We start from the raw sequence: 15,973 nt of genomic DNA, 5'->3' as shown, positions 1-15,973 counted from the left end.
CCCCCTTACCGCTATTTTGTTTATGGTATTATAAATTCAAGGAGTACAGAAAAAAGTATCTGTAAAAATTTATTATATATCGAGGTGGTTCCAATGAGCAATTATATGGTAGAATTGGAAAACGTCTGCAAGAGTTTCCCGGGAGTAAAGGCACTTGACAATGTCTCTTTAAGACTGAAATCAGGAGAAGTTCTTGCGCTGCTTGGAGAAAATGGTGCCGGAAAGTCTACCTTGATGAAAATTTTGTCGGGTGTTTATACCAAGGATAAGGGAACTATAAAAGTATTTGGTGAAGTAATAGAAGATATAAATCCGGTAAAAGCCCAAGAATTAGGAATAGCAATTATTCATCAGGAATTGAATATGTGTGAGCATCTTACTGTGGCACAAAATATTTTCTTAGGTAGAGAGGTTACGAAAAATGGTGTTCTATCTGATAAAGAAATGAATCATGAGGCTAAAAAGGTTCTCAATAGATTAAATATAGATATTGATCCTGAAACCATTGTTGGAAATTTATCCGTATCTAAACAACAGATGGTTGAAATTTCAAAAGCCTTGTCTACTAATGCCAAGATACTCATAATGGATGAACCTACTTCTGCTTTAACATCTAAAGAGATAGATGAGCTATTTACTATTATTAGAAAATTAAGGGATGATGGTCACGGTATAATATATATTTCCCATAGATTGGAGGAGCTTGAAGATATAGTTGATCGGGTTATGATTTTGAGAGATGGTCAATATATTACGTCTATGGATTATAAAGACACCACCCTTAAAGAGATTATTTCCTATATGGTAGGCCGTGAAATTACCGAAAAGTTCCCTCGCATCGAAAAGGAAGTAGGGGAAAAAATAATGGAAGTAAGGAACTTAAATGCAGGAAGTCATGTTAGGGATATCAACTTCTCGCTTTATGAAGGGGAAATAGTAGGTATTGCCGGATTGATGGGTGCCGGAAGGACCGAGATGACTAGAGCATTATTTGGAGCTGATCCAAAGGAATCAGGTGATATTTTTCTTGACGGAGAAGAGATAAGAATAAATAGACCGATTGATTCAATTAAATCCGGAATTGTACTAGTTCCTGAAGATAGAAAAAGGGATGGACTCTGTACAAAGCTTAGCATAAAAGATAATATTTCACTACCTAATTTGGATTTACTTACATCGAAGATGGGTGTTGTAAATAGGAAGAAAGAAAATGAAATTACTGAAGAAACAGTAAAAAATCTCACAATTCGATTGACAAATTCAGATGCAAATGCAGAAAGTCTTTCGGGAGGGAATCAACAAAAGGTAGTAGTTGGAAAGTGGCTGGCAAGGGACTCAAGGGTTGTAATCTTTGATGAACCTACAAGGGGTATTGATGTAGCGGCAAAGGTGGAAATTTACAATCTTATGAATGAATTAAAGGACCAAGGCATTGGGGTATTATTTGTTTCTTCCGAAATGCAGGAGATTTTGGGAATTAGCGATAGAATTCTGGTTATGGCTGATGGAAAGATTACTAAGGAATTAGATATAGAAGAAGCAACACAAGATATTATTCTAGAGTATGCTACTAAATTTGATAGAAAAATTGAAATGAAAAAAGAGGCTTAACGAGAAAGGTGGAAGTTGATATGGAAAGTAATAATTCATCCAAAAGATTTAAAAGGATCTTTTCTAAAAGAGGAATGGGTCAAGTAATTACTGTAAGTATTGGACTTATTATGCTAATTATTGTATTCGGGTTTTTAAATCCTAATTTTTTTTCATATAGAAATATTTCCAACTTACTTAGACAGATTGCTCCTATTATACTGATTGGAGTAGGTCAGTCATATGTACTGATTACAGGAAATATAGATCTATCTATAGGATCTGTTGTAGGTATGAGCTGTATGATTTCTGCTACGTTAATGACAAAGGGTATGAATCCGTGGCTTGCCGTATGTATTTCTTATATATCTTCAATATTCATTGGGATACTAAATGGAAAGCTGATATCCAAAGCAAAACTTCCGGCATTTATAGCTACATTGGGAACTATGACCATAGCGAGAGGTATTGCACAGATTGTAAACAATAACTACAATACAGACTCCATAGGAGCTAAAGCAGAGGGATTTAGAAATTTCTTTTATTATGGCAAAACTTTAGGGTTATATAATACGATTTGGATTGCTCTTGTAATGTGGCTTGTCTTTAATTTTATATTAAGCAGAACCAGAACAGGGAGACATATTTATGCGGTTGGGAGCAATATCAATGCAGCCAATCTATCGGGAGTCAATATTTCCAGTACAATAACAAAAGCATATTTGGTTAGCGCAGTGTGTTCAGCAACAGTAGGACTTATTATCACTGCTACCAGCGGTATGGGGACAATGGATGCCGGAAATGGATATGAACTCTACGCTGTAGCTTCCTCGGTTATTGGAGGAGTAAGTACCTTGGGAGGGCAGGGCATACTTTTGGGAACAATAGTTGGTGCATCTATTTGGGGCGTACTGCAAAATGGACTCCAATTTGCCGGAGCACCGGTTGCTATAAGAAATATTGTTATAGGTATTATAGTTATTATATCTGTTCTTTTGGATATTGTTGTAAGAGCAAATAAAAATGTGACCAAGTCAAAATCCAAAGGAAAATCTTAAATAAGTTTTTAAAGCATAATGCTTTGAAATAAATAAAAATATAGGGGGGACTATTTATAATGAAAAAATTCATAACATTAATTTTAGTCTTATCATTAGTCTTTACAGTAGTGGGATGTTCCGCACCAAAAGATACTTCTAGTGACAATGGTCAAAATGCAGAAGACGTTGATACTGGTAATAATGGCGATGATAACGGTGCAGACAAGAAAGATAAATATAAAGTTTATCTTATCACCATGGACCAAATGGATCAACACTGGGTTACTGTAGATCAAGGAGCTAAAAAGGCTGCTGACGAATTAGGAAATGTAGATTATCAATGGCTGGCACCTGATGTAAAAGATGATGCTAAACAAATTGAGTCTATCAACAATGCCATAGCAGGCGGCGCAGATGCAATACTGCTTGCAGCTAATGGACCGGATGCTGTAACAGCTACACTTAAAGAAGCTGATAGCGAAGGTATAAAGATCGTATATGTCGACTCCCCTGCTGATTTTCCAGCAGTACAAACTCTAGCTACAGATAACGAAGCGGCTGGTAAAACTGCAGGAGAAGAGATGTTAAATGCTCTAAAAGAAAAAGGTATAACATCAGGCAAGATTGGTGTTGTAAGCGTTAATGCTTCTACAGATTCTACTGTAAAAAGAGAAAAAGGATTTAGATCCGCCTTTGAAGGCACAGATTTTACAATCCTTGAAACTCAATATGCAGAAGGAGATGCTGCAAGATCCAAGGACGCTGCAGCAAACTTTATCACTGAAGGCGTTGTAGGAATCTTTGGAGGGAATGAAGGCTCCACAGTAGGTATAGGAAATGCCATAAAGGAAGTTGGCGGAGAAGTTATCGGTGTTGGATTTGATAAATCCGATACTATCTTACAATTAATCGATGAAGGATATTTACTTGCTACTATGGCACAAAATCCAGATGTCATGGGTTATGAAGGAATGAAAACAGCAGTTAATGCGTTAGAAGGAAAGACTGTAGATAAAGATGTTGTAGATACAGGAGTTTCCGTACTAAAAAAAGACTAAAATAAAGTATAAAAATTCATAATAAAAAATTTTAAAGAGGTTACATATGTAACCTCTTTAAATCAATGCACAACTTAAATCAATGCACAGTTCACAATTCACAATGCACAATTCACAATCGACCTTTGGGTCGTCCTGCCGTGTACCCTTTGCAGTCTAAGTGTGAGGCGGGCAGTATGAGCATTGCCTTCGAAGGATCTCCGCTTTTGAAAGGATAGTTGAGAATTGTTAGGGGAAGTATTTCAGAATTACAAGAAAGGAGAACATATTTGAAAGATAATACTTTGATTATAATTCAAGATTTCATAGACGATTATCCTATAATGGACTATTTGGAAGAAAAATTGGAGTTGATTATAGAAGAGATGACAGGTAAAATAAAACAAGGTGGACAAATACTTGTCTGTGGAAATGGAGGAAGTTCTTCCGACAGCGAACATATAGTAGGGGAATTCTTAAAGGAATTTTATATTAGAAGACCTTTAAATAAGGATTTCAAAGAAAAATATTTGGAATATTTTCCTGAAGATGATTCTAAGGATATATTGAAAAACCTTCAAGAGGGAATCCCCGCAATATCTTTGGTATCTCAAACAGGGTTTTTGAGTGCCTATGGGAATGATGTGAGCTTTGATATGGCATATGCTCAGCAGGTTTATGTCTATGGAAAGGAACATGATATATTCATTGGACTATCCACTTCAGGAAATTCTACCAACGTTTACAATGCTGCTAAAGTAGCTAAAGTAAAAGGACTGTTTGTTATATCCCTTACGGGAGAAACAGGAGGTAAATTAAATGAGGTAAGCGATGTTTTGCTTAATGCTCCATCACAGGAAACCTTTAAGGTACAGGAGTATCATTTGCCTTTATACCATCTTATTTGTAGAGCTGTAGAATATGAAATGTTTGGAGAAGAAAAATGATTGTTTTGGGTTTTGATATTGGCGGAACAAAATCAGCAGTAATTTTAGCGGAAGAAATCAATGGAGAAATCTTATTTCATGATCGTGTAGAAATAAAAACAACAGTGAATTGGGAAAGTGTAATAGATGAATTGATTGATATAGGTAAAAAAATGCTTAATCAAATCAATGTTCATTATGATAATTTCAAAATAGGTATTTCCTGCGGAGGACCTTTGGATAGCGACAAAGGAGTCATTATATCGCCTCCAAATCTTCCCGGATGGGAGAATGTTCCTATTGCAGATTATATATATAAGCGATTGGGAGTAAGACCTAAACTTCAAAATGATGCGGACGCCTGTGCTTTAGCAGAATGGAAATATGGGATAGGCAGAGGGTATAAAAATATTATTTTTTTGACTTTTGGTACCGGGTTAGGCGCAGGACTTATATTAAATGGGCAATTGTATAAAGGAGCTAATAATATGGCAGGAGAGGTAGGGCATATTAGACTAAAAGACGAAGGTCCTCTTGGCTATGGAAAGCGTGGAAGTTTTGAAGGCTTTTGTAGCGGAGGCGGTATTGCGCAGATTGCAAAAAAGAAGGCATATGACCTTGACAAGAATGGTCTAAAAGCATCTTTCCTAAAAGATAATATCGAGAATATAACGGCTAAGGATGTGGCGGAAGCAGCTGAAATGGATAGTAAGGATGCTTTGGATGTCTTTAAAATATCCGGAAAATATTTTGGGCGGGGATTGGCCATATTGATTGATATATTAAATCCCGAATTGATAATTGTAGGTAGCATATATGTACGTTCAGGAAAATTTTTAAATGATACTATGTATAGAGAACTTGAAAGAGAGGCTTTGAAGTTCTCCAGAAGTATAGTTCAAATAGTTCCGGCTCAGCTTGGAGAACAAATAGGAGATTATGGAGCAGTGGTAGCTGCGCTGTCTTGATAAAAATAGTAATTGATTGGGGGAATAATCATGCTAGGAGCCATAGAAGCAGGAGGAACCAAATTTGTTTGTGCAGTAAGTGATGAAAATTTGAATATTGTTAAGAGATACTTTTTTCCTACGACCAATACAGAAGAAACATTAAAAAATGTCTATGAATTCTTTGATAAATTTGAGGGATTAAAAGCTATAGGCATAGGCTCATTTGGACCTATAGATATCAATGAAAATTCTCCTAAATATGGCTATATCACATCAACACCTAAAATAGGCTGGAGAGATTTTGATTTTCTAGGTGAAATTAAAAGACGTTATAATATTCCCGTAGGGTGGACTACAGATGTGAATGCTGCTTGTTTGGGGGAATATGAAGTGGGCAGCGCTAAAGAGGACAACAGCTGTATTTATTTAACCATAGGAACAGGAATAGGCGGAGGCGCTATAGCAAATGGAAACTTTATAGAAGGATTTGGACATCCGGAAATGGGTCATATTTTAGTGAAAATACATCCCAAGGATAAAGATTTTAAAGGCTGGTGTCCATATCATGGTGACTGTTTGGAAGGGTTAGCTGCGGGACCTTCTGTGGAAAAAAGATATGGTATAAAAGCTGAAGATTTAGATCCAAATCATGAAATTTGGCAAATCCTTGCTTATTATATAGCTCAGGCTTTAGTCAACTATACTCTGATACTACGACCTGAGAAAATTGTACTGGGCGGAGGAGTTATGAAGCAAACTCAGATGCTTAAGTTAATTAAAAAAGAATTTAGGGCACTATTAGCAGATTATGTTGAAATACCCATGATAGATCAATATATAGTTTTACCTTCTTTAGGTGATGATGCAGGTATTATCGGAGGACTGATCTTGGCTAAGCAAAATTTATAAAGCGATGTGCACAAATAATAAAATAAGAGGTAGATAAATGACTGGAAAAGTATTTTTTTTTGAACCTATTTTTAAGACAAAAATTTGGGGAGGAGATAAATTAAAGGATTTTGGCTATGACATACCTTCCGATAAAACAGGAGAGCTGTGGGCAATTTCAGCTCACCCTAATGGTCAAAGTATAGTTAAAAACGGTGAATATAAAGGCAGTACATTGGGAGAGCTATGGGAAAATCACAGGGAGATATTTGGCGGAATTTCAGGAGACAAATTCCCGTTGCTGGTAAAAATCATTGACGCTAATAAAGATTTATCTGTTCAGGTACATCCTGATAACGAATATGCACAAAGATATGAAAATGGTGAACTAGGTAAGACGGAATGTTGGTATATTCTGGATTGTTGCGAAGATGCAAAGATGGTATACGGAGTCAATGCAAATAGCAGGGAAGAGCTTAACGATATGATAGACAAAGGACAATGGGAGGAATTATTAAAAATTATTCCAATCAAAAAAGGAGATTTTTTCTATGTACCTAGTGGTACTGTCCATGCTCTTAAGGCAGGTACTTTAGTTTTGGAAATACAACAAAATTCAGATACTACCTATAGGTTGTATGATTACGATAGAAGAGATGATGAAGGAAATCTAAGAGAGCTTAACATTCAAAAATCTAAAGAAGTGATTGAACTTAAATTTTCCAATAGACAGTCTAAGCCAATAGTAGATTATATAGATGGAATGACGAAAATCAAATTTATTGAGTCGCCATATTTTACTGTGGAGAAGTTTGAAATAGAGGGTTGTGTGTCTTTAGAAAATGAACATCCCTTTATGCTTATGAGTGTTGTTGACGGGGATGGAGAATTGACCGTGGAAGAAGATAGATATTCCATTGAAAAAGGGGATCATTTTATGCTGTCATCAAAAGTGCCAAAATATGAATTGAAAGGGAAATTGAAGATAATGGTATCCTATGTATAAGTAAAAGCCTAACATTGCTAGGCTTTTACAAAGATATCAATACATGGTTCATCTATTGCTTTTTCATTTGATTGATCAATTCTAGTTCGAATTTTTATTTAAGGCTTCCTTCAACGTATGCCATGCGAGAACAGCACATTTTACTCTTGCAGGCATATTTGAAATATTTTGAAAGGCAATAGCATCTTCCAATTTCTCCAACTCATTTTCATCTGTTATCTCCTTTTTGATCATTCCTATAAAAGTTTCTACTAAATCTAAAGCATCTTCAATCTCTAAACCTTTTATGAGGTCAATCATGATTGAGGTAGATGCTTGAGATATGGCACAGCCTTGACCTGTAAAGGATGCATCGGCTATTTTATTTCCGTCAAGTTTTAATTCCAGCGTAATATCATCTCCACAGCTGGGGTTGTGACCTCTCTCGATTAGATCCGGATTGTCTAATTCTTTTTTGTTGTGCCCGCTTCTATTGTGCTCCATTATAAGTTGAGTATATATGGAATTAAGATCCATATCCAAACCACTTCCTTACATTTTTAATGCCTTTAACTAGCTCATCAATATCATCTTTAGTATTATAAAGGTAAAAGCTGACTCTGGTTGTGGCAGGCACATTAAGAAATCTCATTAGAGGCTGCGCACAGTGATGACCTGCTCTTACGGCAATTCCATAGGAATCCAAAATAGTAGCTACATCATGAGGGTGGATATCATCAATAGTGAAGGAAATGATACCGCCTCTATTATCCATATTTTTAGGTCCTTGAATATTTAAGTAATTGAGACTAAGCATTTTTTCAAGAGCATATTCCGTTAATTCTTTTTCATGCTGAAAGATATTATCCATCCCTATATTTTCTAAATATTTTATAGCTGCAAGAAGTCCGACCGCTCCTTCAACATTTTGAGTACCGCCTTCAAATTTGAAGGGAAGAGGAGCAAAGCTTGCTTCTTGTTCATATACGTATTCAATCATATCGCCGCCCAATAAGAAGGGAGGCATTTTTTCTAATAAATCTTTTTTGCCGTATAATACGCCAATTCCCATAGGTCCTAGCATTTTATGAGCAGAAAATACAAAGAAGTCGGCATCTAATTTTTGGACATCTACTTTCATATGGGGTGTGCTCTGCGCACCGTCTATCACAACTACAGCGCCCATCTTGTGGGCATAGTCTATTATCTCTTCTATAGGATTTATAGTACCTAAGACATTGGACATTTGAGCTAAGCTTACAAGTTTGGTCTTGTTAGTAATTTTAGCTTTATATTCCTCTCTACTAATTCTTCCTTCTTCGTTTAGATACATATACTTTAAAATAGCTTTTTTATCCCTTGATACTTTTTGCCATGGGAGTATATTGCTATGGTGTTCTGATATAGCCAAGACTATTTCATCATTTTCATTAATAAATTCTCTTCCATAGGTATTGGATATTAGATTTATGGATTCTGTTGCATTTTTGGTAAAGATTATTTCTTCAATAGACTTGGCGCCTATAAATTCTCTGACCTTCTCCTTTGCTAAATCATAACTTTCAGTTGCCATTATACTTAATCGGTGTACTCCTCTGTGGGGATTTCCATGAGATTTTTCATTATAATCCCTTAATGCATCTATGACTTGAATAGGTTTTTGTGTTGTAGCTCCATTGTCTAAGTAAATTAATCTATGTTCATTTACTTTTTGGCTCAATATGGGGAAGTCCTTTTTGATTTCCTCCGGATTTAATCTATGCATTGGTAAGCCTCCTGCTAATTTCAGAGTTTATTATGTTACGTAAATTTTCTATGGGTATATTGTCTATTATGGGTTTAAATTGAGCTTCAACTATAAGTTTTTTAGCTTCTCTTTCACTCAACCCTCTGGTCATTAGATAAAATAATTTATTCTTGTCAATTTGTCCGGCACTTGCAGCGTGTTCACCTTGTACATCATCTTCATCGCACATAAGTGCAGGCAAAGAATCTGATTTTACATTGGGGTCAAGTAATATTACATATTCTTCTTCTATTCCTTTCGAACGTTTAGCACCTGTTTTAAAGTCAAGATTACCTCGAAAAACCTTTTTGGATTCATCCATGAGGACACCATGGGTTCTTATATTGCTCATACTCCTAATTCCTTTGTGAATCATAGAATATTCCAAATCCAATTTACGAGCCCCATCCCCTAAATAGATTGAATTGAGCTCGGACTCACTGGCTTCTTCATTTAAATAGGTTGTGTAGCTTGATCCGCTGATATTACTTCCTAACTCTACTGATGTCCAATTTATTTTTCCGTTTGATTTTACAAAAGCCATATTTGTATCGAAATTTTGGGATACATCATTCATTCTTTGTATCTTGATAATATTTACAATTGAGTTCTCCTTAGCTAAAATCCTTGTCATTCCATTATGAAATCCCCTAAATTCATTTTGAGTCTCATAGTCGAAGACAATAGTAACTTCACTTTCTTCACCTACTATTATAATGTTGTTATCAATTACACTTGAATCTTCATTATCCATGCGGAAATTGACTTTTATGGGTTCATCAAATTTCACATATTTTGGGATGTTCAAATAAATACCGCAGTTATGTGATTTCTCTACAAAGTCAGTAAATTTTCTTCCAAGACCTCTGTATTCTATTACATCCATATTGTCCACAGTAGGGTTATTATCTTTATTTATCTTCTCTATAATTACCTCTTTTGGTAAATTATTAAATTCAACATATTCTTTTTTATAGTCAACTACTTCAGGAAAATCAAAATCATCTAATTTTATTCTGTTCCAAAGCATATTATCTCTCCTAACCAATAGAGCCTTCAAGCTCAATATTTATAAGATTGTTAAGTTCAACTGCGTATTCTAGTGGAAGCTCTTTGGTTATAGGCTCGACAAAACCTCTGACAATCATAGCCTTAGCCTCTTCTTCGCTTATCCCTCTGCTCATTAGATAAAAGATAGCTTCATCACTAATTCTACCTATTTTGGCTTCATGACCAATATCGATATTATCATTTTCCAAAACAATGGTTGGTAATGTGTCGGATTTAGACTGATTATCCAACATTAAAGATTCACAAGATACAGTGGATTTGCACCCATAGGCATTTGGCGCTACCTTAAGAAGTCCTCTGTAATATGCATATCCGCCATTTTTAGAAATAGATTTTGAATTTACAGTCGAAGTGGTATGGGGTGCTGCATGGATTACTTTTGTTCCGGTATCTAGATGCTGACCTTTTGCCGCGAAAGTAATACCGGTAAATTCAGATTTTGCACCTTCGCCTCTTAATATGCTCATCGGATATAGCATAGAAACTTTTGAACCAAAGGATCCGGATACCCATTCAATACTGCCGTTTTTATCTACAAGAGCTCGTTTTGTATTTAAATTGTACATATTTCTTGACCAGTTTTCGATTGTACTGTATCTAAGTCGGGAATTCTCCTTTACAAACAATTCAACACAACCTGCATGAAGATTATTCACCTTATATTTGGGTGCCGAGCAGCCTTCAATAAAATGAAGGTATGAATTCTTTTCAACTATTATTAAAGTATGTTCAAATTGACCTGCTCCCGGCGCATTAAGTCTAAAGTAGGATTGTAAGGGGATGTCAACATTTACACCTTCAGGAACATAAACGAAGGAACCACCTGACCATACTGCACCATGCAATGCGGCAAATTTATGATCGCTTGGAGGAACTAAAGTCATAAAATATTCCTTTACGATGTCCTCATACTCTGATAAAGCAGTTTCCATATCAGTGTATATTACACCTTGGTCTACTAATTCTTGTCTAATATTATGATAGACAACTTCGGAATCATATTGAGCGCCAACTCCTGCTAAGGATTCTCTCTCAGCCTGTGGAAGTCCCAATCGCTCAAAGGTATCCTTTATTTCTTCCGGGACATCTTCCCATCTATTTTTCATTTCTGTATTAGGTCGGATATAAGCTATGATTTCATCCATATCAAGGTCGGATAAATCCACACCCCAAGTTGGAATCGGCTTTTTATTATAGATTTCTAAAGATTTTAATCTGAAATCCGTCATCCATTTAGGCTCATTTTTTTCCTGAGAAATTTCCCTGATAATCTCCGGAGTTAGTCCTTTTTCAGTTTTATATGCATAGGTAAATTCATTTTTGATATCGTAAATACCTCTGTCAATATCTGCAATATATGTTTTCTTTTTTTCCATAATTATTGACCTCCGTCATAGGAGAATTGAGATTTGATGTTTTCATAGCCTGTTTCATCAATTTCTTTAGCTATTTCCAATCCTCCTGTTTCTACGATTCTTCCGTCCAGTAGGATATGAACATAATCAGGGTTTAGATAGTTTAATAATTTGTTGTAATGAGTAATGACAAGTATGGATCTTTTATCATTTTTCAGTTTATTGACACCTTCGGCTACAACTCTTATGGCATCAACGTCCAGCCCTGAATCAGTTTCATCTAAAATAGCAAGGCTTGGTTCCAGTACTGACATCTGTAAAATCTCATTCTTTTTCTTTTCACCGCCTGAAAATCCTAGGTTCAAATATCTTGAGGCATATTCTTCTTTCATATCCAGTAGTTCCATTTTTTCCTTTAATAATTTTTTAAATGGAATAATTTTTTGAGTTTCACCCGTTACAGAAGTTTTTGCAGTTCTCAAAAATTCTTCAACAGTAACTCCGGGGATCTCTTCCGGATATTGGAATGAGAGAAATATTCCCTTTTTAGCTCTTTTGTCAGCTGAGAGGTCATTTATTATTTCACCTTTAAATTTTATCTCACCCTGAACGATTTCATAGCTGGGATGTCCCATAAGAGCATAAGCGAGTGTTGACTTACCGCCTCCGTTAGGTCCCATAATAATATGGACTTCACCTTCGCCGATTTCCAGGTTAATGCCCTTTAAGATTTCTTTCTCTTCTATATTTACCTTTAAGTCCTTTATGCTTAATAAGTTTTTTGTCATAATGTGCTCCTTCCTTATATTGAATAATATAACTCAGTAATATTATATACCCTTATTAATAAAAATTAATCCTACAAATTTACTCGGGTATGATATATTTTAATGAATTTCCAATATTCACTTAAAAGTACATTTTTAATTTAGGAAATAATCCTCTATCTAAAGAATACAATGGTAAAGATGTAGATTATTTTAGGGGAGGATTATCATGAAGATAAATTGTTTCGCGTTGATGTTAGCATTGCTCATACCAATATCAAGTATGCACAAAATAGATATTGCTGATTTAAACCATATAAGATCTGAAGAAGAAGTCATAGATCTTAATCCGGCAGCAGACGAAAAAAATGAAAAGATAGATTTTATAGATGAAGAGAAAATTGAAGATCCTATTGATGAAAATACGAATATAGAGGGAGAAAAGATAGATATTATAAAATTTAATGTAAATGGATTGAATTTAAAAGCCGGAATTTCCAGTGAAGAGGTATTAAGAGTTAAGAAATTTTTTAAGTTAATGGGTTATACTGAAATAATAGAAGATTATTATTTTGATAATGAATTTAAAGATATTGTAATGAAATATCAAATGGATAAGGGATTAGTTTCTGATGGAATAATTGGACCCAATACCTATGCCAAAATAAATGAAGACATGGAGATAAATAAAATAAATATATGCTATGAAGAAATGGGATTTAATGCAGATATACCAATGGGACAATGGATTATAATCAATAAAAGCAATAATACCTTATATCATTTAAATGGAAATGAAGTCATAAATAAATATCCCGTAGCAACCGGAAAAAGTCCTCTTCATACACCTGAGGGCAAATTTAGCATAGTAATAAAATCAATTAATCCGGCGTGGGGAGGAGCAGGAATTCATAAACCGGTGCGCGGAGGAGCTCCCAACAATCCACTGGGGAAAAGGTGGCTGGGGTTAAGCATAAAGGGCGGAGGGACATATGGAATTCATGGAAATGCAGCCCCGCAAAGCATAGGAACATATGCATCATTAGGGTGTGTAAGGATGTTTAATGAAGATGTAGAAAATTTATATGATTTAATTCAATATGGTACCCCTGTCTGGATTGGTAATGAATTTAAGTTAAATGAATTTGGAATAGTGTATGGAAAAGATAAAATAAGTAATTATTGTGAATATTTCTAATTTTTAGGGTAAAACTAATTAACAGAAAATAATTAGTGCTTTTAGGAGTGGTATTATGATCTACGATAATATTATTGAAAGAAGAATTGTCAAAAATGGACAACATAGTTTAGTTCTTGAGATTTCAAAAGATGATTATAATAACTCTTATAATGAATACAACACTGAAATAGCGTATCAAATAGTGAATCATCACTTAGACAACAGAGGAGATGATGGAATACCAACTGATATCAAAATTAGGCATGATGATGAAAATATAATCAGAATATATGCAAATGTAAATTATCTGGGAAATGACCATTCAAATTATGGGAGCTGGTGATTTACTTGGTATATATTTTATAATAACGCCCAATAATAGGGGTAGTTATTAAAACTTAAAAACGAGAGGTGTATATATGAAAAAGTTCATGACATTAGGGTTAATTATTGTTCTTGTATTATCCTTAATGGTGGGATGTGCAACAAATGATGGAACAAATGATGGAACAAATGATGGAACGAATGGCAATGGTGGAAATACTACACCGGGAACAGAAGGAAATGGAGCAAACAATAATATTTCGGGAAATTTAGAAGATGGGGATTATACTGCAGAATCTGAAGCAGATGACCATGGTTACAAAGGCATAATCTCAATTACTGTTACAAATGGAACAATCCAAAAAGTTGATTATGATGAATACAATGCAGAAGGGGAAAGAAAATCGGAAGACACGGAATATGCTAAATCTATGGGAGATGTTTCAGGAATTGCCCCTGCTGAAGCTTTTGAGCAGCTAGAACAATCCTTGGTTACAACAAACAATCCAAATGATGTGGATGCTGTATCAGGAGCTACCACTTCATCCGAGTTATTCGTTAGATTAGCCAAGGAAGCATTAAATAAAAAGTAGTTAAAATTAAACCCAATGGATGATAAATATTCTATTGGGTTTTAAATTTTTTTGTAATCTCATATTTCAAATAATGGGAAATTTTGATATAATGGTGTGGAATGTTAATTTCATCTCTAATGACACAACAATAAAAAAATTAAAATAATAAGAGTATATCCGATATACTTAAATTCGGAGGTGGCGGATTTGTTTATATCCAACGGTTCCAGTGAATTGAAGAGTATAAGTAATATTAAAGTAAAGGAAGTGATGAGCATACCGGTTATTTTAGAAGCAAATTCTTCGATTCACGATGTAATAACCACTTTATTTTTAAAGGATGCGGGTACTATATTTATTACTAAAAACAAATGTCTTACAGGAGTTGTGTCAAGAAAGGATTTATTAAAAAGTTGTGTTGGGGGATGGGATATATATGATATTCCTGTTGAAATGGTTATGACTAGAATTCCAAATGTAATTTATATATACCCGGATGATACAATAGCAGACGCAAGCAGACTTATAATTGACCATGAAGTAGAGAGTTTACCTGTAGTGATTGATGAGGATGGAAAAGGTAAATTGCGGGTAGTTGGCAGATTTTCTAAGACAACGATTGCAAGGCTATTCGTAGAAGAATTAAAAAAATAATTGGAGTGATTAGGTGAAACTTTCATTATATGTAGTATCTGACTCATTAGGAGAAACAGGTGAACAGGTTGTTAAGGCTTGTTTATCTCAGTTTCATGTAGAGGACTATGAAATAAACAGATTTTCCTATGTTTTAAACATAGAAGTTTTACATGAAATTTTAATCAAAGCATCTCAAGAAGAGAAAGCTATTCTAATTTATACATTAGTAAATCCAGAATTTATAGAATATGTAAAGAATTATACAAAAGATTCTAAATTAATCGCAGTAGATTTACTTAGTCCGTTGATCAATTCTATTAGAGAAGTATCAGGGTTAAGTCCTATGGGCGAACCTGGTATAATTAGAAGATTGGATCAAGCTTATTTTAGCAGAGTAGAGGCCATTGAATTTGCAGTTAAATATGATGATGGTAAGGATCCAAGGGGTGTGTTAAAGGCAGATGTTGTAATTATAGGAATATCAAGGACATCAAAGACACCGTTATCTATGTACCTTGCCAATAAAAATCTAAAAGTCGCAAATATTCCATTGGTCCCTGAATCTATACCACCAAGGGAATTAGATAAAGTCTCAAAAAAAAGAATAATAGGTCTTACAAATTCACCGGTCAAGCTTATAGAAATCAGAGAAGAAAGATTGAGATCCCTTGGATTACCAAAAGGATCCAGTTATTCGAGTATGCAGAGGATATTGGATGAAATTGAATATGCAGAAAGAATAATGAAAAAAATCGGATGTCCTATTATAGATGTTTCAAACAAGGCAATAGAAGAGACAGCGGATATCATTATTTCTCATTTGAAGAAAAGCGGAGTAAAAATTTTACCAGATTAGGGGGAGA

General features: G+C 34.7%; 17 protein-coding genes. 12 read left to right on the top strand and 5 right to left on the bottom strand.

Features of this window, described 5'->3' with window-relative positions; genetic code table 11:
• Window positions 1-93 precede the first annotated feature (93 nt).
• The 7 genes from H8707_RS04145 to manA all read left to right on the top strand — a co-directional run bounded on the left by H8707_RS04145 (window position 94) and on the right by manA (window position 7,437).
• Entirely contained in the window at window positions 94-1,611 is a 1,518-nt protein-coding gene (locus tag H8707_RS04145) for a sugar ABC transporter ATP-binding protein (RefSeq protein WP_262428880.1), read from the top strand.
• Window positions 1,612-1,631: 20 nt separating this feature from the next.
• Window positions 1,632-2,648: an ABC transporter permease gene (locus H8707_RS04140; protein WP_262428879.1), complete on the top strand. Its 1,017-nt coding sequence runs from the start codon at window positions 1,632-1,634 to the stop codon at window positions 2,646-2,648.
• Window positions 2,649-2,707: 59 nt separating this feature from the next.
• Window positions 2,708-3,688, top strand: coding sequence for an ABC transporter substrate-binding protein (locus H8707_RS04135; protein WP_262428878.1), 981 nt, complete (start codon window positions 2,708-2,710; stop codon window positions 3,686-3,688).
• A gap of 269 nt (window positions 3,689-3,957) precedes the next feature.
• On the top strand, window positions 3,958-4,614 hold the full coding sequence (locus H8707_RS04130; protein WP_262428877.1) for a D-sedoheptulose-7-phosphate isomerase: 657 nt from the start codon (window positions 3,958-3,960) through the stop codon (window positions 4,612-4,614).
• Window positions 4,611-5,561 carry an ROK family protein gene (locus H8707_RS04125; RefSeq protein WP_262428876.1) on the top strand — a complete coding sequence of 317 codons (951 nt, stop codon included), beginning with the start codon at window positions 4,611-4,613 and terminating at the stop codon, window positions 5,559-5,561. Before H8707_RS04130 ends, H8707_RS04125 begins: the two co-directional genes overlap by 4 nt.
• A 30-nt stretch (window positions 5,562-5,591) precedes the next feature.
• Window positions 5,592-6,452: an ROK family protein gene (locus H8707_RS04120; protein ID WP_262428875.1), complete on the top strand. Its 861-nt coding sequence runs from the start codon at window positions 5,592-5,594 to the stop codon at window positions 6,450-6,452.
• Window positions 6,453-6,489: 37 nt separating this feature from the next.
• Window positions 6,490-7,437 (top strand): mannose-6-phosphate isomerase, class I, encoded by a 948-nt coding sequence (gene manA, locus H8707_RS04115; protein ID WP_262428874.1) that lies wholly within the window; start codon window positions 6,490-6,492, stop codon window positions 7,435-7,437.
• 81 nt (window positions 7,438-7,518) lie between these two features.
• Here the strand turns inward: manA and sufU are convergent, their stop codons facing one another.
• Genes sufU through sufC form a run of 5 tightly spaced genes read right to left on the bottom strand, consistent with a single transcriptional unit; the run spans window position 7,519 to window position 12,416 of the window.
• Window positions 7,519-7,953, bottom strand: coding sequence for a Fe-S cluster assembly sulfur transfer protein SufU (gene sufU, locus H8707_RS04110; protein ID WP_262428873.1), 435 nt, complete (start codon window positions 7,951-7,953; stop codon window positions 7,519-7,521).
• Window positions 7,943-9,181: a cysteine desulfurase gene (locus H8707_RS04105; RefSeq protein WP_262428872.1), complete on the bottom strand. Its 1,239-nt coding sequence runs from the start codon at window positions 9,179-9,181 to the stop codon at window positions 7,943-7,945. Before H8707_RS04105 ends, sufU begins: the two co-directional genes overlap by 11 nt.
• Complete coding sequence (gene sufD, locus H8707_RS04100) at window positions 9,174-10,232, bottom strand: Fe-S cluster assembly protein SufD (RefSeq protein WP_262428871.1); 1,059 nt, start codon at window positions 10,230-10,232, stop codon at window positions 9,174-9,176. The genes H8707_RS04105 and sufD overlap by 8 nt, the downstream gene beginning before the upstream one ends.
• A 10-nt stretch (window positions 10,233-10,242) precedes the next feature.
• The gene (gene sufB / locus H8707_RS04095) at window positions 10,243-11,649 is read right to left on the bottom strand and encodes a Fe-S cluster assembly protein SufB (RefSeq protein WP_262428870.1); all 1,407 of its coding nucleotides are present in this window, start codon (window positions 11,647-11,649) and stop codon (window positions 10,243-10,245) included.
• A gap of 2 nt (window positions 11,650-11,651) precedes the next feature.
• A complete protein-coding gene (sufC, locus tag H8707_RS04090) occupies window positions 11,652-12,416 on the bottom strand; it encodes a Fe-S cluster assembly ATPase SufC (RefSeq protein ID WP_262428869.1) in 765 nt (254 codons plus the stop codon).
• 208 nt (window positions 12,417-12,624) lie between these two features.
• Here sufC and H8707_RS04085 point away from each other — a divergent pair, with 208 nt between their 5' ends.
• From H8707_RS04085 to H8707_RS04065, 5 genes are all read left to right on the top strand, one after another.
• Complete coding sequence (locus H8707_RS04085) at window positions 12,625-13,593, top strand: L,D-transpeptidase family protein (RefSeq protein ID WP_262428868.1); 969 nt, start codon at window positions 12,625-12,627, stop codon at window positions 13,591-13,593.
• A gap of 55 nt (window positions 13,594-13,648) precedes the next feature.
• Complete coding sequence (locus H8707_RS04080; protein WP_262428867.1) at window positions 13,649-13,918, top strand: hypothetical protein; 270 nt, start codon at window positions 13,649-13,651, stop codon at window positions 13,916-13,918.
• 76 nt (window positions 13,919-13,994) lie between these two features.
• Window positions 13,995-14,492, top strand: coding sequence for an FMN-binding protein (locus tag H8707_RS04075; protein WP_262428866.1), 498 nt, complete (start codon window positions 13,995-13,997; stop codon window positions 14,490-14,492).
• Window positions 14,493-14,681: 189 nt separating this feature from the next.
• On the top strand, window positions 14,682-15,128 hold the full coding sequence (locus H8707_RS04070; protein ID WP_262428865.1) for a CBS domain-containing protein: 447 nt from the start codon (window positions 14,682-14,684) through the stop codon (window positions 15,126-15,128).
• Window positions 15,129-15,141: 13 nt separating this feature from the next.
• The gene (locus tag H8707_RS04065; protein WP_262428864.1) at window positions 15,142-15,966 is read left to right on the top strand and encodes a pyruvate, water dikinase regulatory protein; all 825 of its coding nucleotides are present in this window, start codon (window positions 15,142-15,144) and stop codon (window positions 15,964-15,966) included.
• Window positions 15,967-15,973 lie beyond the last annotated feature (7 nt).

Origin of the sequence: Paratissierella segnis, from assembly GCF_014385195.1 — a bacterium.
GTDB lineage: Bacteria > Bacillota > Clostridia > Tissierellales > Tissierellaceae > Paratissierella > Paratissierella segnis.
Note: the sequence above shows the minus strand (reverse complement) of the source record. Positions and strands in the feature narration are given on the sequence as shown.

Coding starts and splice junctions, on each gene's coding strand:
- H8707_RS04145 (WP_262428880.1), top strand. CDS start 94: ATGAGCAATTATATGGTAGAATTGGAAAACGTCTGCAAGAGTTTCCCG.
- H8707_RS04140 (WP_262428879.1), top strand. CDS start 1,632: ATGGAAAGTAATAATTCATCCAAAAGATTTAAAAGGATCTTTTCTAAA.
- H8707_RS04135 (WP_262428878.1), top strand. CDS start 2,708: ATGAAAAAATTCATAACATTAATTTTAGTCTTATCATTAGTCTTTACA.
- H8707_RS04125 (WP_262428876.1), top strand. CDS start 4,611: ATGATTGTTTTGGGTTTTGATATTGGCGGAACAAAATCAGCAGTAATT.
- H8707_RS04120 (WP_262428875.1), top strand. CDS start 5,592: ATGCTAGGAGCCATAGAAGCAGGAGGAACCAAATTTGTTTGTGCAGTA.
- manA (WP_262428874.1), top strand. CDS start 6,490: ATGACTGGAAAAGTATTTTTTTTTGAACCTATTTTTAAGACAAAAATT.
- sufU (WP_262428873.1), bottom strand. CDS start 7,953: ATGGATCTTAATTCCATATATACTCAACTTATAATGGAGCACAATAGA.
- H8707_RS04105 (WP_262428872.1), bottom strand. CDS start 9,181: ATGCATAGATTAAATCCGGAGGAAATCAAAAAGGACTTCCCCATATTG.
- sufD (WP_262428871.1), bottom strand. CDS start 10,232: ATGCTTTGGAACAGAATAAAATTAGATGATTTTGATTTTCCTGAAGTA.
- sufB (WP_262428870.1), bottom strand. CDS start 11,649: ATGGAAAAAAAGAAAACATATATTGCAGATATTGACAGAGGTATTTAC.
- sufC (WP_262428869.1), bottom strand. CDS start 12,416: ATGACAAAAAACTTATTAAGCATAAAGGACTTAAAGGTAAATATAGAA.
- H8707_RS04085 (WP_262428868.1), top strand. CDS start 12,625: ATGAAGATAAATTGTTTCGCGTTGATGTTAGCATTGCTCATACCAATA.
- H8707_RS04080 (WP_262428867.1), top strand. CDS start 13,649: ATGATCTACGATAATATTATTGAAAGAAGAATTGTCAAAAATGGACAA.
- H8707_RS04075 (WP_262428866.1), top strand. CDS start 13,995: ATGAAAAAGTTCATGACATTAGGGTTAATTATTGTTCTTGTATTATCC.